This window comes from Nitrosomonas sp. Nm33 (genome assembly GCF_900107265.1).
Taxonomy (GTDB): Bacteria; Pseudomonadota; Gammaproteobacteria; order Burkholderiales; family Nitrosomonadaceae; genus Nitrosomonas.
On record NZ_FNPJ01000002.1, the window covers coordinates 26,311 to 44,604 of the forward strand.

At 43.6% G+C, this 18,294-nt stretch carries 13 protein-coding genes; 6 read left to right on the plus strand and 7 right to left on the minus strand.

Translation table 11 applies throughout. The features are described 5' to 3' along the window. Positions 1 to 39: 39 nt before the first annotated feature. Both BLV54_RS00660 and BLV54_RS00665 read right to left on the minus strand, forming a co-directional pair. Positions 40 to 531: a peptidylprolyl isomerase gene (locus BLV54_RS00660; RefSeq protein WP_090566269.1), complete on the minus strand. Its 492-nt coding sequence runs from the start codon at positions 529 to 531 to the stop codon at positions 40 to 42. A 13-nt stretch (positions 532 to 544) separates the two neighbouring features. Next, on the minus strand, positions 545 to 1,129 hold the full coding sequence (locus BLV54_RS00665) for a peptidylprolyl isomerase (RefSeq protein WP_090566272.1): 585 nt from the start codon (positions 1,127 to 1,129) through the stop codon (positions 545 to 547). A gap of 193 nt (positions 1,130 to 1,322) precedes the next feature. Between BLV54_RS00665 and cysS the strand changes: the two genes are divergently transcribed. Then, complete coding sequence (gene cysS / locus BLV54_RS00670) at positions 1,323 to 2,699, plus strand: cysteine--tRNA ligase (protein ID WP_090566274.1); 1,377 nt, start codon at positions 1,323 to 1,325, stop codon at positions 2,697 to 2,699. Positions 2,700 to 2,729: 30 nt separating this feature from the next. Here cysS and BLV54_RS00675 read toward each other — a convergent pair whose 3' ends face one another. Continuing rightward, complete coding sequence (locus BLV54_RS00675) at positions 2,730 to 4,277, minus strand: NAD(P)H-hydrate dehydratase (RefSeq protein WP_090566277.1); 1,548 nt, start codon at positions 4,275 to 4,277, stop codon at positions 2,730 to 2,732. 59 nt (positions 4,278 to 4,336) lie between these two features. Between BLV54_RS00675 and purL the strand changes: the two genes are divergently transcribed. Beyond that, positions 4,337 to 8,323, plus strand: coding sequence for a phosphoribosylformylglycinamidine synthase (gene purL, locus BLV54_RS00680; protein WP_090566280.1), 3,987 nt, complete (start codon positions 4,337 to 4,339; stop codon positions 8,321 to 8,323). A 94-nt stretch (positions 8,324 to 8,417) separates the two neighbouring features. Next, positions 8,418 to 9,668, plus strand: a complete 1,251-nt coding sequence (locus BLV54_RS00685) for a ChaN family lipoprotein (RefSeq protein ID WP_090566283.1) — start codon at positions 8,418 to 8,420, stop codon at positions 9,666 to 9,668. A 353-nt stretch (positions 9,669 to 10,021) separates the two neighbouring features. On the opposite strand, the gene BLV54_RS00695 is transcribed toward BLV54_RS00685, so the two are convergent. The 4 genes from BLV54_RS00695 to nadB all read right to left on the minus strand — a co-directional run bounded on the left by BLV54_RS00695 (position 10,022) and on the right by nadB (position 15,289). After that, positions 10,022 to 11,401, minus strand: a complete 1,380-nt coding sequence (locus BLV54_RS00695) for a sigma 54-interacting transcriptional regulator (protein ID WP_090566289.1) — start codon at positions 11,399 to 11,401, stop codon at positions 10,022 to 10,024. Positions 11,402 to 11,411: 10 nt separating this feature from the next. Next, on the minus strand, positions 11,412 to 11,978 hold the full coding sequence (locus tag BLV54_RS00700) for a DUF5320 domain-containing protein (RefSeq protein WP_090566292.1): 567 nt from the start codon (positions 11,976 to 11,978) through the stop codon (positions 11,412 to 11,414). Then, the gene (locus BLV54_RS00705; protein WP_256329003.1) at positions 11,975 to 13,474 is read right to left on the minus strand and encodes a sensor histidine kinase; all 1,500 of its coding nucleotides are present in this window, start codon (positions 13,472 to 13,474) and stop codon (positions 11,975 to 11,977) included. Before BLV54_RS00705 ends, BLV54_RS00700 begins: the two co-directional genes overlap by 4 nt. A 213-nt stretch (positions 13,475 to 13,687) precedes the next feature. After that, positions 13,688 to 15,289 carry an L-aspartate oxidase gene (gene nadB / locus BLV54_RS00710; RefSeq protein ID WP_090566295.1) on the minus strand — a complete coding sequence of 534 codons (1,602 nt, stop codon included), beginning with the start codon at positions 15,287 to 15,289 and terminating at the stop codon, positions 13,688 to 13,690. 243 nt (positions 15,290 to 15,532) lie between these two features. Here nadB and rpoE point away from each other — a divergent pair, with 243 nt between their 5' ends. The 3 genes from rpoE (at position 15,533) to BLV54_RS00725 (ending at position 18,271) form a co-directional block, all read left to right on the plus strand. Next, complete coding sequence (gene rpoE / locus BLV54_RS00715) at positions 15,533 to 16,135, plus strand: RNA polymerase sigma factor RpoE (protein ID WP_090566298.1); 603 nt, start codon at positions 15,533 to 15,535, stop codon at positions 16,133 to 16,135. A 15-nt stretch (positions 16,136 to 16,150) separates the two neighbouring features. Continuing rightward, complete coding sequence (locus BLV54_RS00720; RefSeq protein WP_090566301.1) at positions 16,151 to 16,693, plus strand: sigma-E factor negative regulatory protein; 543 nt, start codon at positions 16,151 to 16,153, stop codon at positions 16,691 to 16,693. A 183-nt stretch (positions 16,694 to 16,876) separates the two neighbouring features. Beyond that, positions 16,877 to 18,271, plus strand: a complete 1,395-nt coding sequence (locus tag BLV54_RS00725) for a DegQ family serine endoprotease (protein WP_090566304.1) — start codon at positions 16,877 to 16,879, stop codon at positions 18,269 to 18,271. Positions 18,272 to 18,294: the final 23 nt, after the last annotated feature.

Consider the following 18,294-nt stretch of genomic DNA (forward strand, 5'->3'; position numbering starts at 1 on the left):
GGAGAAGTCGACAAAGTCAGGTTTGATTTAGAAATGGAATTAGCAGTTTTCAACTTTTATAATCACTACATCTTCTAATGGCACATTCTGGTGTCCAGCAGAATTGCCTGTTTTTACTTTCTTAATTTTATCAACGACGTCCTTTCCTTCTACTACTTTACCAAAGACACAATAACCAAAACCCTGAGCAGTAGGCGCAGTATAGTTGAGGAAATTATTATCGTTAACGTTAATAAAAAACTGAGATGTGGCTGAATGCACATCGGATGTCCTTGCCATGGCAATGGTATAGGTATCATTTTTAAGACCATTGGCAGCTTCATTCTTGATGGGAGCAAGTGTCTTTTTTTGTTTCATGCCCGGTTCGTAGCCACCACCTTGGATCATAAATCCGTCTATGACGCGATGAAATAATGTATTGTCATAATGCCCATTATTAACATAATCCAGGAAATTTTGGGTGGTAATAGGTGCTTTGTCACTATCGAGCTCTATGCCGATGACGCCATAATTAGTATGTAGTTTTATCATGTTTATTCCTAAGTTAATGATCGGAGTGATCAGAGGAACCTGCGAGAAGCTCGATAGATTCGATTACTATAGTGTTTCTCGGAACATCGCTCGCAAAAATTCCGTTTGGTCCTGTGGGTGTCGCCGCTATTTTATTGACGACTTCCATACCTTTAGTCACTTTACCGAATACCGTATACCCATATCCTTGTGTGGTTGGGGCAGTATGATTGAGAAATGAATTATTCGCAACATTGATAAAGAATTGAGCAGTTGCTGAGTGCGGATTACTGGTTCTTGCCATAGCTATTGTGCCGATCTCATTTTTTAACCCATTAGCAGCTTCATTTTCAACAGGTTGCTTCGTTGGCTTCTGGATGAGCGATTGATCGAATCCTCCTCCTTGAATCATAAAGTTTGCAATCACACGATGAAATATTGTGCCATTATAAAAACCTTCATTTACGTAATTTAAAAAATTCTCTACTGTTTTAGGCGCTTTCTCAGGATAGAGTTCCACGGTGATTGGGCCAAGATTAGTATTTATTCTGATTTCTGGTTGAGCAGCAAAAAGTGTCGTACTGATCATCAGTAACAAGACAGAGAGAAAACGAGTCATAGTGTAATTCCTATTCAATGAGTACATGCGCCGGATCAAAAAGTAACTCCTTCCTTATGTTACAATTCCCCGGTTTTTGCTATGAGAAAAGATGAAATTTTATCTTTTGTATTAAGGATAAAATTCTATAATTCTCGGATTTTACCAAGAAGATCGTTTCTCCCACAATCATTCATTCGCTGATTCACTTGCAATGCTTAAAATTTATAACACCCTGACTCGTAAAAAAGAGAATTTCATTCCTATAAATCCCGGGGAAGTCAAAATGTATGTGTGCGGGATGACCGTTTATGATTATTGTCATCTGGGCCATGCTCGTGTTCTGGTAGTCTTCGATACTGTTGTGCGCTGGCTAGAAGTAGCTGGTTTCAAGGTAACGTATGTGCGTAATATCACTGATATTGATGATAAAATCATTAGACGTGCGCAGGAAAATGGTGAATCCATCGATACCTTGACCAAACGTTTCATCGATGCCATGCATGAAGATGCAGCGATACTGGGCGTTGCGCAACCCACGCACGAACCCCGTGCTACCCAATGCATCCAAGACATGATTGTCATGATAGGTACTCTCGTTCAGAAAGGTCTTGCGTACGTTGCAGATAATGGAGATATATTTTATTCAGTTCATCAATTTCCTCATTATGGAAAACTTTCTGGTAAATCACTCGAAGATCTGCGTGCGGGTGAGCGTGTAGAAATTGATCTTAATAAAAAAGATCCATTGGATTTTGTGCTATGGAAAGCCGCTAAAGCCGGCGAACCTTGCTGGGATTCCCCCTGGGGGAAAGGGCGGCCAGGTTGGCATATTGAATGTTCAGCGATGAGTGAGCATTATCTGGGCGAGCACTTTGATATTCATGGTGGCGGTCAGGATCTACAATTTCCACATCATGAGAATGAAATAGCGCAAAGCGAAGGAGCGCACGATCATCCTTATGTTAATTATTGGATACATAATGGCTTTGTGCGTGTTGATAACGAAAAGATGTCCAAATCATTGGGTAATTTTTTTACAGTACGGGAAGTTCTCACGCGCTATCAACCGGAAGTCGTGCGTTTTTTTATTTTACGTGCGCATTACCGTAGCCCCCTCAATTATTCAGATGAGCATCTAAATGATGCTAAGAGTGCGCTCGATCGGTTTTATATCGCTTTGAAAGAATATGACTTGCCAGCGACTGGAATAAGCTGGGATGAGCCGTATGCTGAACGGTTCAAGGCAGCGATGAATGACGATTTCAATACGGCTGAAGCTATCGCTGTTCTGTTTGATCTTGCGGGAGAGATCAATAGAACGAGTAGTTCCCGGCTCGCAACCTTGCTTAAAGCATTGGGTGGTACACTGGGTTTGTTACAACAAGATCCGCAAGCTTACCTGCAGCATACCCTCTCACCAGAAAAATGCTTGTTTTCGCAGGAAGATATTGAACAAATGATTCAGCAGCGTTTGGAAGCGCGGAAGAAGCGGGATTTTGTTCAGGCTGACAATATACGTAAACAGCTTGCAGCAGCAGGCATTATTCTGGAAGATGGTGCCCAGGGGACAACCTGGCGTCGTCAGTAATGCTTTTTAAGTAGTACGGAAAATGAATGATCAATAAATGCTATGCGCATGGGAATATCTGAAGCGAGCATCATGATCATACACCCACTGATTCAGGAGACGACGGGCTGAATCAATGATTTCCGATGCAGTCATTCCTATCGGGCCATTCAGGATTTCAAGTAAGGCATCCGCTGCTGCGCCATGCAGATAAACAGCCAGTAGCAGTGCGTTCTCTGATGATAGCCCCTGGGCGAGTAGCGCGCCTATCATGCCGGATAGCACATCGCCTGTTCCCGCGCTGCTTAAGCCAGGGTTTCCACTGGCATTGAAATAACAGTGACCGTTTGGAAGTGCACAAATGCTTCCTGCCCCTTTCAGCACAAGCGAGCAATTGAAATTCTTGGCTAAATTCTCTGCTGCTTTCAAGCGATTGCTCTGAACAGTGGCGATATCGGTATTGAGCAGCCGAGCTGCTTCAGCAGCATGAGGCGTGAGAAGGGATGGTGCACGGCGTGTACGTAACGCGCTAGCGAGTTCAGAATGGTACGCAATCAGATTGAGGGCGTCTGCGTCCAAAACCAGGGGTAAGGAAGTCTGCAAAGTCTTTTCCAGGCAAAGACAGGCGGCGATTTCTTTTCCCAGCCCAGGACCCACGATCAGACAAGTTAGGTGATCAAGCTCAAATAGATCGTCTACCGGACGCAGCATGAGTTCTGGCTGAGTTGGATCGACGGTGGGGAAGTGATTGGCGAGCAGACCAAGGTATACTCGGCCGGTTCCTAATTTAAGTGCGGCTGAACCTGCTAATAGCGCTGCTCCGATCATGCCTGACGATCCACCCAGGATCCCCACGCTACCAAAGATGCCTTTATGGCTATTAGCTGGGCGAGGTGGAGGCAATAATGTTTTTATCATGGTTTGATCAAGTAGCCATGATTGCGGACTTTTCATGGAGATTGCATCGAGATCCAGATTGCATAGAATGATTTCTCCGGCGTATTCGCAGCCATCATGCGTCAGAAGGCCCGGTTTCAGGCCAATGAAAGTAGCCGTGATCGTTGCTTTGATGGCAGTACCGAGTGCGATCCCGTTATCTGCGCTGAGACCACTGGGAATATCGAGCGCAAGTACTGGTAAATTCATATTGTTAACGACTTCGATCAGACGTCGATATTTTTCATCCAATTGATATTTGGCAGGGTTTAGGCCAATGCCGAATAAGCCGTCGATGACCACATGCCATAAGCCGGAAGAGGGTATGTCGTTATGTAGTTCACCGCCCATACTCAGCCAGTTTTGAAAGGCCTGCTTAGCATCTTGCGATAATTTGGAAGCTTCACCAGTGAAAACTGTGGTGACCTGAAAGCCCCATGCGCGTAGATAACGTGCTGTGACAAAGGCATCTCCTCCATTATTGCCCGGTCCAGCTAGCACCAGCACTTTGTTTTTATCGTTGCTAAGCAGCCTATCTTTGGTGATATGAGCAGCAGCTAATCCAGCTTTTTCCATGAGATCTGGAGGATTGGGCAGGGCAGCAGCGAGCTGTTCAATTTCACGAATGTCAGCGGTGTAATAGACAGGGATCGGGTTATTCATCTGATTGTGTGTCTTCTCGTGTAAAATGATGATTCTCAGTTTAACTCACTATTATTTCGATGCTCCAATTTCGAGGCCATAAAGCGCTATCTCACTTTCGATTACAAAAATTATCTGATCTGATTAAATCCATCGTACCGCAATTTTCGGCTATTGACGCTGAATACTGGTATTTTTGTGAAACCAAACGTGATTTGAATCAGGATGAACTGAATATTCTGCAGAAGTTGCTTAACATTGATCCAGCTCATCAATCTCCTGTAGCGAAAGGTGTATTTTTGTTGGTTTTACCGCGTCCAGGTACCATTTCACCCTGGTCATCCAAGGCAACGGACATTGCTCATCATTGTGGGCTCGATGTGATTGAAAGGGTAGAGCGAGGTGTTGCATTTTATATTCAGCATGAAACAGCGCTTTCTGATGAGAACAGGCGTGCAATCGAGGCAATCATATATGATCGCATGACTGAAGCGGTTTTTCATTCTTTGTCTGAAGCTGTGGTTTTATTTCATCATATCGAACCAGCATCGCTTAAAGAAATCAATCTTCTGGAAGAAGGTAGAATGGCTCTGGTTAAGGCTAATCAAGCAATGGGGTTAGCCTTGTCTCCTGATGAAATTGACTATCTGCTGGATTATTTTCTTGATATTAGGCGTAATCCTACTGATGTCGAGTTGATGATGTTTGCCCAAGCAAATTCAGAACATTGTCGACATAAAATTTTTAACGCAGACTGGATTATTGATGGCGAGCAAAAAAATCAATCGCTGTTTTCAATGATACGTCATACTCATCAACAGCATCCACAGGGTACGATTGTGGCTTATGCGGATAATGCAGCCATTATCGAAGGGGCGGAGATTAATCGCTTCTGTCCTGGGAAGGATAACGCTTATGGCTACGCACTGGAGCCTACCCATCTGCTCATGAAGGTGGAAACCCATAATCATCCGACGGCAATTTCTCCTTTTCCAGGAGCCGCAACAGGAGTAGGAGGAGAAATACGGGATGAGGGAGCGACCGGGCGGGGCGCAAAACCCAAAGCTGGATTAACCGGCTTTTCTGTTTCCAATTTGCGTATTCCAGATTTCATTCAGCCTTGGGAAACATTGCATGGGCAAAATGGCTATGGTAAGCCAGCCCGTATTGCCTCAGCCCTGGAAATCATGTTGACTGGGCCTATCGGTGGTGCTGCGTTCAATAATGAATTTGGCCGACCTAATCTTGCAGGTTATTTTCGAACATTCGAAGCGCAAGTTGCTGGGGAGATGCGCGGCTATCACAAGCCTATTATGCTGGCTGGAGGAATTGGACAGATTTCTGAGCGACATACTGCGAAGCAAGATTTCTCAGAAGATGCCCTCCTGATTCAACTGGGTGGGCCGGGCATGTTGATTGGATTAGGGGGGAGCGCAGCTTCCAGTATGGATACCGGTACTAATACGGAAGACCTGGATTTTGATTCGGTACAACGTGGTAATGCAGAGATGCAACGTCGTGCCCAGGAAGTAATCGATCGGTGTTGGCAGCTGGAACGCAGTGGGCAACCTAATCCTGTTCTTTCGATTCATGATGTCGGCGCTGGTGGGCTGTCCAATGCGTTGCCAGAACTCGTTCATGGAGCTGGCTGCGGGGGGCATTTTGATTTACGGGCGATTCCTTCGGAGGAATCGAGCATGTCGCCAATGCAGATTTGGTGTAATGAAGCGCAGGAGCGGTATGTACTCGCGATCAGACGTGAATCGTTGACTTTATTCCAGGCAATTTGTGAACGAGAGCGATGCCCTTATGCCGTAGTCGGTGAAGCGATTGTTCAGCAGCAACTTATTGTGACTGATGAGAAATCTATCAATTTACCGATAAATATGCCGCTTTCGGTGTTATTGGGTAAACCGCCCAAAATGACGCGTGTTGTATCGCATATTACCAGGGTGTTTCCTCCATTTGATCTGACAGGAATACATTTACAAGAAGCTGCTTATCGGGTTCTAAGATTGCCTGCTGTCGCAGATAAAACATTTTTGATTACCATTGGCGACCGTAGTGTGGGTGGAATGACCGCGCGTGATCAGATGGTGGGGCCTTGGCAAATACCGGTGGCAGATGTCGCAGTGACGGCCATGGGTTATCAGACCTATCTTGGTGAGGCATTTGCGCTCGGTGAGCGCGCGCCTCTGGCACTGATCGATCCTGCGGCTTCTGCGCGCATGGCAGTAGGAGAAGCCATTACCAATATTGCTGCTGCTGCGATAAACGATCTTAGTGAGATCAAGCTCTCTGCTAACTGGATGGCTGCTGCCGGGCATCCGGGAGAGGATGCTGCACTCTATGACGCCGTTCATGCTGTTGCAATGGAATTATGCTCACAGCTAGGGATGAGTATCCCGGTTGGCAAGGATTCCATGTCCATGAAAACTGCCTGGCAAGAATCAAATGAAAATAAAGGCGATAAACAAAAAGAGGTTATTGCGCCCCTCTCACTTATTATCTCTGCTTTTGCAAGAGTGGGTGATATTCGCAAAACACTCACCCCACAATTACGCACTGATTGTGGTGAAACCGAGCTTATTCTGATTGATCCAGGGAGAGGGAGAAACCGCCTGGGTGGTTCGGCATTGGCGCAAGTTTATGGGCAATTGGGGGATGCTGCTCCAGATATATCGAGTATCGCTGAAATAGAAAAGCTTAAACGTTTGTTTTCGGTCATACAGGAGTTGAAGCGCGCGGATCGGATCCTTGCTTATCATGACCGTTCAGATGGTGGATTGTTTGTGACTTTGTGCGAGATGGCTTTCGCTGGTCATGTAGGTATGACGATCAGTCTAGACCAGTTGTGTTTTGATCCATTGGCTAAAGATATCGGTTATGAGATCAAGCCGGAGGTGCTGCATGAAAGTTCCCTGGAACGCTTGATGGCGATTTTATTCAGTGAAGAATTGGGGGTAGTGATTCAGATCAAGGTACAACATCATGCAGCAGTGCTACAAATGTTGTCAGAAGCTGATCTAAGTGAAGATAGTTTTGTTCTGGGAAATCTCAACGAACAGGATGAGATCTGTTTTTTATGCAACAATAAAGTCATTTTTCAGGAGAAACGGGTTAACTTGCAGCGTGCCTGGTCAGAAACGACTTACCAGATGCAGAAACTACGTGACAACCCTGCATGCGCACAACAAGAATTTGATCGTATTCTCGATACTTCTGACCCTGGCTTGAGTGCTGAACTGACTTTTGATATCGAAGAGGATATTGCGGCACCTTTTATCCAAGTGGGTATCCGACCGAAGATAGCCATTCTGCGTGAGCAAGGCGTGAATGGTCATGTTGAAATGGCGGCTGCCTTTGATCGCGCCGGATTCGAAGCTATTGATGTGCATATGAGCGATATCATGACTGGGCGCGTTTCATTAGGCGACTATAAAGGATTTGTCGCATGTGGTGGATTTTCTTATGGAGATGTGCTTGGGGCTGGCGAAGGGTGGGCCAAATCTATCTTGTTTAATGCGCGCACGCGCTATGAATTTGAATCTTTTTTTGAGCGTAGCGATACTTTCGCGCTGGGTGTATGCAATGGTTGCCAGATGATGAGCAATTTGCATGAAATTATTCCAGGCACCGATCATTGGCCGCACTTCGAGCGTAATGTATCCGAGCAGTTTGAAGCGCGTTTTGTCATGGTTGAGATACCAAAGAGTCCCTCACTCTTCTTTGATGGCATGGTAGGAAGTCGTCTGCCTATCCAGGTGGCACATGGAGAAGGCTATGCAGCCTTCAGTAGTGATCTACAATTGGAATCGGCATCATCCTATGTCGCATTACGCTTTGTTGATCACTACGGTACGCCGACCGAGCGATATCCATTTAATCCTAATGGTTCACCGCAAGGGATAGCTGGGGTGACCTCGATCGATGGTCGATTTACCATTCTGATGCCTCATCCTGAACGGGTTTTTCGTACCGTTCAGCATTCATGGCATGTGGACACCTGGCCAGAAGACTCTCCCTGGATAAGGATGTTCAGAAATGCGCGTAAATGGGTTGGGTAGGTGTTCGAAGTTAATCATGAGCTGCCCTTAGTTTTCCGATGGTATTATTACGTGACTCTCTAGATCATTAATATTTTTAAGAATAATTAATAAAATGACCAAGTGGAAAGTTAGCATCCGAAGCGGATTAGTAAGCATAATGTTGTTAGTATGGGTAGGGCATTCCGAAAATTTGCCAGCACAAATTATTCCTGCTCCTAAGCCTGAATCTGCCATTAGTGATTCTGCGCGAGAATGTGTGTCGGTAGCGCATTGGATTATTCCGGGCAAGGGCAAGACCGTCTTGTCCGATATTATTGCACATGCAGCAAATCAATCGGTAGTTTTACTAGGTGAAACACATGTCAATCGGGAGCACCATCTATGGCAATTACAAATGCTGGCGGCGTTGTATGCTGCTCGTCCCGATATGGTGATTGGTTTCGAAATGTTCCCACGTCGGGTCCAGAAAGTACTCGATCAATGGGTGGCGGGTGAACTGTCTGAAGCTGCTTTCCTGAAAGCTTCAGAGTGGGATACGGTATGGAGAACAGATGCCAGTCTTTATCTGCCATTATTTCATTTCGCACGCATGAATCGTATCCCGATGCGGGCACTTAATATCGATACCCAACTAAGAAAGCAGGTAGCTGAGAAAGGTTTTGACAGTGTGCCCAAGAATGAACGTGAAGGGGTAACGCATCCAGCACCTCCCAGTTCTGGGTATCTCGATTTTTTGTTACCCATATACGAAGCGCATGACCGCAAGGGTAAGAAAGAGGGAGGAAATAATCGTTATGATCCTGATTTCTTACGATTTGTTATTGGTCAGCAATTATGGGACCGGGCAATGGCTCAAGAAATTCATGCGGTATTCAGCATGCAGACTCAAGGAAAAAGCCCACTGGTTGTTGGCATTATGGGATCAGGCCACATTATGTATGGCTATGGTGTTCCCCATCAATTGAAAGATCTTGGTGTAACAAAAATTACTTCGTTGTTACCATGGGATACAAGCAAATCATGTCAACATCTGGTTGCAGGTTATGCTGATGCCATTTTTGGCGTTTCCCCCTTCATTGCGGAAACAACACCTTTGCGCCAGCGACTGGGTATTCGCTATGAGATTGCTTTGCAGCATGGCGGGGCGCGTGTTCTGCAGGTTGAAAAAGGGAGTATTGCCGAGGCGGCCAATATGCTGGAAGACGATCTCATCACTGAGATCGCAGGATTATCAGTGATGGAAGTGGGTGATATCGTTGCTGTGGTGAAGCGTCAGGCGCCGGGCACGTGGTTACCGCTGAAAGTCAAGCGAGGGAATGACGAGATTGAAATTGTTGCCAAGTTTCCTCCATTAGAGAAATGAAGAAGCCATCAGACTGGCTCGTAGCTCCTGTAAAATGTCTGGGTAAGATGATTTTGCAGTATTGCGTTGAGAATCAGCTCTCTTGTGGTAATGGCAGCGAATCGCTTTGGCTGGATTATGGTATCACCATGATTCCGCCAAACAATCCCGCCCCAAGCGCTTTTTGTGGCATTGTCACCCGCATAGGATGCACTGGTATTAACATTTATCCGCCACTTATACACATGGGTTATCGAAAATTATGGGCGCTATGCTATAGGTTATAGGCAGCCATGATTTTTTTATGCCAACGTGATTGACCATGACACAGCTCCTTTGCTAATTTGATTTTGTGATATCTTTTCAGAGAACACTTAACAAAGCCCTTTGCTTTTTTCTTTTTGTTTATAAAGAGTAAAGTCAAGTTGATGTCTTTGAAGAAGTTTGTAAAATTCTGTCCGATTGCGTTTGGCCAATTTGGCTGCTTGCGTCACATTGCCTTCAGTAATTTTTAGTAAACGTACCAGATAATCTCTTTCAAACTGTTTGCGCGCTTCTTCAAATGATACGAGCTGCGCTTCTTCCTTATGCATCGCATCATAGACCAGCTGGTGTGAAATGAGAGGGTTCGCACTCAGGACAACGCTTTGTTCTATTATATTCATTAATTGTCGAACGTTACCTGGCCAGGATGCACTGAGCAAAAGATTGGTTGCTTCTGGCGAGAACCCATTAATTTCTTTTTCGTATTTTTCAGCAAAGGTACGAAGAAAATGATTGGCCAGCAAGGGAATATCTTCACGGCGCTGAGTTAGCGAAGGAATCGTTAAACCGACCACATAGAGTCGATAATACAGATCTTCACGAAAATTCCCTGCCGTGATCTCAGCTTTGAGATCACGGTGGGTTGCAGAAATAATCCGGACATCAATCGGGATTTGCTGCGTAGACCCGACGGGTCTGATTACCCTTTCTTGCAATGCATGCAGTAACTTTACTTGTAGCAGCAGTGGCATGTCACCAATTTCATCAAGGAATAATGTGCCACCTTCGGCTAATTGAAATAAGCCTTTATGGTCACGGATAGCGCCTGTAAAAGCCCCTTTGGCATGTCCAAATAGCTCTGATTCCAGTAATTGCTCAGGAATGGCTGCGCAATTGATGGTCACAAAGGGTTGGCTACAGCGCTTGGATGCATGATGAATAGCGCGTGCAAATAATTCTTTGCCAACACCACTTTCTCCAAGAAGTAATACACTCGCATTCCCTTCCGCAACGCGTTCCACTTTGGTCAGAATATCTTCCATTTCAGCATTTTGGGTAATGATATTTTTACGCCATTCAGCTTGGGATGCTTCATAGGGTTCGCTATTTACGTTGTTGCACGTAAGTCTAAGTGCCTGATCAATTTGATCGAGCAAGGTTTTTGGATCATAAGGCTTGGTGAGGTAACCAAAAATACCACGCTGAACTGCGGTGACGGCATCTGGAATCGTGCCATAGGCTGTCAGAATAATGACCGGTAGCGTTGGATTGGCGTGATGAATATGTTCAAACAATGCCATACCGTCCATCCCACTCATTTGCATGTCACTGATGACGAGATGGGGGCGTGAGATGTCCAGGCAGTTTAATGCTGCTTCTGCGCTGGTAGCTACAATGGTTTCAAATCCTGCAGCCGTCAAACGTATCGAGAGTAATTCAAGAAGGTCTGAGTCGTCATCGACAAGTAAGATTTTTTTAGGCTGTACCATAATATTTTATTCAAGGTGTTATTCTACGGATTGGTTGCTTTTCCATATTTTTTATAGCGTCTATCCTATTTTTCAAGGTCTGAGCGTATTCTTCCAATGCTTGCGCTTGCTCATCCGATGCTTTTAATTTTTGCGATAAATTTCTCGCATCGGTTCTTGCAATTTGCTGCTCTCTAAGTAGAGATATTAATAATTTCCTGAAATTAGCTAAGTTAGTCGACATTGTAATATCTTGTGGCCAATTATTTAGTAAATTGAGCGCAGTCTGGATATTTGTAAAAGATGTTTTAGGTAAACTGATGAGTAAGATGTATTTAAGACGACTTTCAGCATCAGGGTTATTTTTAAAGTGTTTCTTGGTATGGTTGTATTCTGAAGCCAATTGAGTAGCATTCTTTTTCTGCAGCTGGTCATAATACAACATCAATTCATCTAAACTGTGGTATTGATCCAATTCATCTTGTTGAGGAATTTGTGTATTTAAAGAGTCTGATGATTGATGGGTAGGCGTTATTGTACATCCAATTAATACAACAGAAAATATTAGAAGTAATAACGACTTGGAAACAATACTCATGACTGGACCTCAGGATCTTGAATAGGCAAAGTTAGGCGGAAATGCGCTCCCTGACCGCCATGTTTAACAAGTTCAATATTCCCACCGTGGGCAAGTGCATATTCCCTGGCAATCGACAATCCAAGCCCGGTTCCTCTGATATGGCTATTAGGTTTGCTACGTCCCCGATAAAAGGGCTCAAATATTTTATCCACATCAGTGATATCAATACCGCTACCATTGTCAATGATATCGAGTTGGATAGCTTGATCTATTTGTATCGCAGAGATCTTAATGCAACTTTCTTGTGGAGAGAATTTTATGGCGTTTGATAAAAGATTATCAATAATAATGCCAACTCTCTGTTTGTCACATTCGAGTATGAGATCTGGACATGTCAAATCGATTTTTATTTTTCTGCTCATGATAGACAGATTCTGATCTTTCAAAACAGTGTTGATGATATGAGCTAGATTTGTACGCTGTTTGATAAGTGCCGCTTTATCTGCCTGAAGAGCGCTAAAACTTAATAAATCTTCGATACGTTTCTGCAATTGGATACTGCTTGTGTGAAGTATATCGGCAATTTGTTGCTGTTTTATATTAAGATCGCCAGTTACTCCTTCTGCAAGGAGGTTAGCACCCTCACGAATAGCGGTGAGGGGTGTTTTAAGTTCATGGGAAACATGTCGTAAAAACTGAATTTTCTGTTCTTCCAATTTAAGCAAGCGGCGACGCATCCAGTCCAGCCGAGAACCTAAGTATTTCAAATTTTCTGGACCAGTAATTCGTACTGCTTTAGATAATTCACCTTGTCCCATACTATAAATTGCTTCGTCAAGCTGACGAAGTGGACGTACTATGAATACTGAGAAAACAAGTGCTAACAAAATAACAAATGGAATCAGAATGAGTAATTCCCACTTTACCAAAGTGCGAGTACGTAAAGCCATCTCGCTTATTTCATTTACTTTCTGTCCAATTAGCCGATAATTTTCTGTAGAAAAATTCTGTGCAAGGATAAGCAGATCAGCAAATTGGTCGAGTAAATCTCGAAGATTCTGAGGAGTATTATATAAAGTTAATATTTCACGAAAAATCGTTGTCTCTAATAATTGTAGTTTCTCCAATAAAAGCTGTTGTTCAAGGTAGGGAGAAACTTCAGTAAGCTTTATCACCGTTTTTTCAAAATTGGTGTGCGCTTGGAAGTAACCCTCCAGTAAGGATATATCTTCCAGGATGTGTGCGTGTTGTACGCTTCGCTCCATCACGATAATTTCATCAATCAGGATACTGCTGCCATGATTAATTTGCGTTGCCTGATAGATAGTTTTACGGCTTTGGTCGGCAAGCTGATCGATACGTATGGCGCTGTAGATTAGCGCAGCGATTAATGGTAACCCTACTATCGAAAAGCCAAGCAAGATCAATTTAAGAAATGACTTGGGGTTGTGACGTAGTTCTGTTTGAGGGGTAACATCCAATTTATCATCCGTTTCTGCCATAACAGAATCCATCGTACTTCTCACTACATCTATCCTTTTTATTATCTTATCTACAGTCTGACTGTGTTTATTTTATAAAAATAAAGATGTGGGGATCTTTGGACTACAACTCATTATACCGGCTATACCGGCAAGGGAAAAAACTTTCTGATGAACGTATTAGAAATAAACGACAGACTCTGGGTTTGTTGTGTCTATATTGGTGCCGAATTTTTTGAAGCCAATTCAAATTCTTTCTTTTCGTCTCAAGATAGTATTCTGGGCTTGCGGTAACATGGCTGGATAATTAAGACTGTAGTGCAAGCCACGGCTTTCATGGCGTAACATGGCGCTTTGCACAATCAAATCAGCGGTTGTAACCAGGTTACGTAGTTCTAACAAATCACCTGTCACACGAAAATTAGTATAGTACTCATTGATTTCCTCCCGTAGCAGGTTTATGCGGTTTTGAGCACGTTGCAAGCGCTTGTTGGTTCGTACGATTCCCACGTAACTCCACATGAAGCGGCGTAATTCGTCCCAGTTATGCGAAATGACGATTTCCTCATCTGCATCTGTTACCCGACTTTCATCCCATTTTGGGAGGGAGATGGGGGGCAGGGGTGGTTGACTGAGAATATCCTCGGCTGCGGCCTGGCCGAATACTAAGCACTCTAGTAAAGAATTACTGGCTAACCGGTTGGCGCCATGTAAACCAGTATGAGCGGTCTCACCTATGGCATATAAGTTGTCCAGATCAGTTTTGCCTTTCCGGTCAATAACGATACCGCCACATGTGTAATGTGCAGCGGGAACGACTGGTATGGGTTGTCGAGTGATATCAATCCCTAATTCGTGGCATCGAGCATAAATAGTAGGAAAATGCTGCTTGAGAAAATCTGGTGATTTATGAGAAATATCCAGATATACGCAGTCAAGGCCTCTTTTTTTCATTTCAAAATCAATAGCACGTGCCACAATATCGCGTGGTGCAAGTTCCGCGCGTTCATCATGCCGAGGCATAAAGCGTTCGCCATTAGGAAGCTTTAATAATCCGCCTTCACCTCTAACGGCTTCACTAATTAGAAAAGATTTAGCATGTGGGTGATAAAGGCAGGTAGGGTGGAATTGGATGAATTCCATATTGGCTATCCTGCAACCTGCACGCCATCCCATGGCAATACCGTCACCCGTGGCAGTATCGGGATTGGTTGTATAGAGATAGACTTTACCGGCTCCTCCTGTTGCTAATACCGTGTTGTGGGCAGAAATGGTGTGTATCTTATCTGCTTTGATATCCAATACATAAGCGCCATAGCATCGGGCATTCTGCTTATCAGAATAATGGGGTAATTTAGAACTTGTGATCAGATCAACTGCAATATGATGCTCGAGTATGACGATATTAGGATGTGTGCAAATTTTTTTGCTGAGCGTAGATTGTACTGCTTTACCGGTGGCATCATTGGTGTGGATAACTCGACGCACACTATGCCCACCTTCTTGTGTAAGGTGATAACCGGTTTCGTTATTGTTATCGCGTGTAAAGTTGACTCCTTGAGAAATGAGCCATCTGATAGCTTGCGGTCCATTTTCGACTACATAGCGTGTGATTTCCTCATCACATAAGCCGGCGCCGGCAACTAATGTGTCGCGGATATGAGCGTCAGAGGAGTCTTCCATTGAAAGTACTGCAGCAATCCCGCCTTGAGCCCAAGTACTGGAGCTATCATGTAATGATCGTTTAGTGACAATAGCTACTTTCTGATTTTGTGCTAGATTGAGGGCGAGCGTAAGCCCAGCTAAGCCACTACCGATAATCAGTGTATCAAAATGATATTGTTGCATTGATTAGTTTTAATTTATTTGTAAACTGAAGCTATTTTATTAATCATAACTCAATAACTAAAGTTTCGTTGAAACTCTTATTGAATAAAAGCAGTGAACTAATCTGGATACTTTATTGTCTTTAATCCGACTTCGGATAGTTCACGGCAGATCCCCGAACAGGTATACTTTGTTGGGTGCTCAATTTAAAATTTAAGTGGCTGCATCAAAAGTTATCTATTTTTAATTTCGGGGAAAGGACGCATGGGTGATCGTGAAATCGATCAACAATTGGTTGAACGCGTGCAACATGGTGATAAGCATGCTTTTGATTTACTGGTGATCAAATATCAGAGAAAGCTGGCACGTTTATTATCACAGTTTATTCGTGATGCTGCTGAGGTTGAAGATATTGCCCAAGAAACTTTTATTAAGGCATATCGTGCTTTACCATCATTTCGTGGTGAAAGTGCCTTTTATACTTGGCTATATCGCATCGGTATCAATACAGCCAAAAATTTTCTTGTATCCCAAGGAAGAAAGGTACCCACGACTGTTAGTGAGTTTGATAATGAAGAGGCAGAGAATTTTGAAGAAGCAGGTAAATTACGAGAAATAAGTACTCCTGAAAGTGAACTGATGAGTAAACAAATTGCTCAAACGGTTAATGAATCATTAGACGCATTACCTGAGGAATTAAGGACTGCGATTGTTCTGAGGGAAATTGAAGGTTTAAGTTATGAAGAAATTGCGAGTATTATGAATTGCCCCATCGGAACAGTTCGTTCTCGTATATTTCGTGCACGTGAGGCCATAGCTGAAAAACTGCGGCCTTTATTAGGAACAGGTAAAGACAAGAGGTGGTAATGAAGGGGTGGTTTTATGAAAAATAAAATATCAGAACTGCTAGATGGTGAATTGGATTCGGTGGATGCCGATGAAGTAATCACAGAGTTAAAGAAAAATAATGATTTATTGAATGATTGGGAAGCATATCATGTGATCAGTGAAACCCTACGACAACCTACAGCATCATTCCTCATTAATGTGTCGAGTCGAGTGAGTGAACGCTTAGTAAGCGAACCGACCTTATTTATGCCGCGTGCATCACAGGTACACAAACGGAAATTCATTACTCTTTCAGCTGCTGCATCCTGTGCCGCCTTGGTAAGTGGATGGTTAGTGATGCAAATAGAAGATGTTCCGCAGGGAACACGTGTTGCGGAAAAAGTGAATAATAAGGCTGTTGTTCAAGTTGACCATCCTGTTACTTTCCAACCTTCCCCAGCCTTTACGCTTCCATTTATGCCTTACCAACCCGGTGATTATTTATTGATTCATAGAGAATTTTCACCTCATATGAAGATACAGGCGCCAGTAACGAGCGTACATCAGGTTGAAGGCAGGGAAGAAAAATCCAGGTGAGGTATGTGATAAATCTCCAGGATTGAAATTTTATAGATATCAGTAGGCTATTTGCTTGATGGAAATCAATAAGAACTTTCGATCAAGCAAATAGCTGCTATCGTTATTTGTAAGATTTAATTGCGTTTCTATTTGATTATTATGTTTCCGGTATTTTACCCATTCTTTTTATCAAGAAAAAATATGCAAAAAATTGTTTTACTGTGCTGCCTGATAATTTCCTCGATCGGTTTCGTGCATTCAAAGGAGTTACCTGATTTTACAGGTCTAGTTGAGCAATATGGAGAAGCAGTTGTAAATATTAGTACAGTACAAACACAACAGATTCCAGGAAGTCAGATGCTTCCAGAAATTCCTAATATTCCTGAAGACTCTCCTTTCTTCGAGTTCTTTCGCAGGTATATGCATCCATTCTCAGGTCCTCGGAAGTATGAATCCAAATCGCTAGGCTCTGGTTTCATTATTAGTAAGGATGGCTATATCCTGACAAATTCGCATGTCGTCGAAGCTGCCAATCAGATTACTGTAAGACTAAATGATAAAAGAGAATTTAATGCACAGGTTATTGGCACGGATCGTAAAACTGACGTAGCGCTTATCAAGATCGACGCGAAAGACTTGCCTGTGGTAACTCAGGGTGATCCGGATAAACTCAAGGTAGGGGAATGGGTCATTGCAATTGGCTCTCCTTTTGGTTTCGAGAATAGCGTAACTGCAGGTATAGTAAGTGCGAAAGGTCGCTCGCTTGCGCAGGAAAGCTATGTCCCCTTCATCCAGACCGATGTGGCGATCAATCCCGGTAATTCTGGCGGCCCTCTTTTTAATATGAGAGGGGAGGTGGTCGGTATCAACTCGCAGATTTATAGCCGAACAGGTGGGTTTATGGGATTGTCTTTCGCTATTCCGATCAATGTGGCAACAGAGATAGCTAATCAACTTAAGGCACATGGGAAAGTTTCACGCGGGAGAATAGGCGTTATGATTCAGGAGATGACTGAAGAACTGGCTGAATCCTTTGGCTTGTCTCAAGCAGGTGGAGCACTGATTGTTTCTGTAGAAAAAGATGGTCCAGCAGACAAAGCAGGCATTGAGGTTAGAGATGTCATTTTAAAGTTTGACGGCAAAGATATTGCTGTTTCCAGTGATCTGCCGCGTATTGTCGGAAATACTAAACCTAAATCTAAAGTAGCGGTGGAGGTCTGGCGGGACGGCGCCACCAAGAATTTCACTATTTTGGTTGGGGAGATGCCATCAGATGAAAGTGATCGCGGCCACAAGCAAAGCAAAGCCCCTGATACTTCCAACCGCCTTGGATTGGCTCTGAATGAACTCTCTGACAAACAAAAGAAACAACTGGGTGTAGAGAGTGGCTTATTGGTCGAAGAGGTACAAGCTGGCATTGCAAATCGGGCTGGTATACGCCAAGGCGACATTATTCTCGGATTGAATAACCAGGACGTCAGAACGATTAAACAGTTTAATCAGTTGCTTAACAAGGTGGAGAAAGGACGGAATATTGCACTGTTGATAAAAAGAGGGGATATGACTACTTTCATAACGATGAAGCTCGATAATTAAAAATTCACATAATGTTTGATTCT

Excerpts from the sequence above, each read along its gene's own strand:
- BLV54_RS00660 (WP_090566269.1), bottom strand. The coding sequence starts at position 531 with ATGATAAAACTACATACTAATTATGGCGTCATCGGCATAGAGCTCGAT.
- BLV54_RS00665 (WP_090566272.1), bottom strand. The coding sequence starts at position 1,129 with ATGACTCGTTTTCTCTCTGTCTTGTTACTGATGATCAGTACGACACTT.
- cysS (WP_090566274.1), top strand. The coding sequence starts at position 1,323 with ATGCTTAAAATTTATAACACCCTGACTCGTAAAAAAGAGAATTTCATT.
- BLV54_RS00675 (WP_090566277.1), bottom strand. The coding sequence starts at position 4,277 with ATGAATAACCCGATCCCTGTCTATTACACCGCTGACATTCGTGAAATT.
- purL (WP_090566280.1), top strand. The coding sequence starts at position 4,337 with ATGCTCCAATTTCGAGGCCATAAAGCGCTATCTCACTTTCGATTACAA.
- BLV54_RS00685 (WP_090566283.1), top strand. The coding sequence starts at position 8,418 with ATGACCAAGTGGAAAGTTAGCATCCGAAGCGGATTAGTAAGCATAATG.
- BLV54_RS00695 (WP_090566289.1), bottom strand. The coding sequence starts at position 11,401 with ATGGTACAGCCTAAAAAAATCTTACTTGTCGATGACGACTCAGACCTT.
- BLV54_RS00700 (WP_090566292.1), bottom strand. The coding sequence starts at position 11,978 with ATGAGTATTGTTTCCAAGTCGTTATTACTTCTAATATTTTCTGTTGTA.
- BLV54_RS00705 (WP_256329003.1), bottom strand. The coding sequence starts at position 13,474 with ATGGATTCTGTTATGGCAGAAACGGATGATAAATTGGATGTTACCCCT.
- nadB (WP_090566295.1), bottom strand. The coding sequence starts at position 15,289 with ATGCAACAATATCATTTTGATACACTGATTATCGGTAGTGGCTTAGCT.
- rpoE (WP_090566298.1), top strand. The coding sequence starts at position 15,533 with ATGGGTGATCGTGAAATCGATCAACAATTGGTTGAACGCGTGCAACAT.
- BLV54_RS00720 (WP_090566301.1), top strand. The coding sequence starts at position 16,151 with ATGAAAAATAAAATATCAGAACTGCTAGATGGTGAATTGGATTCGGTG.
- BLV54_RS00725 (WP_090566304.1), top strand. The coding sequence starts at position 16,877 with ATGCAAAAAATTGTTTTACTGTGCTGCCTGATAATTTCCTCGATCGGT.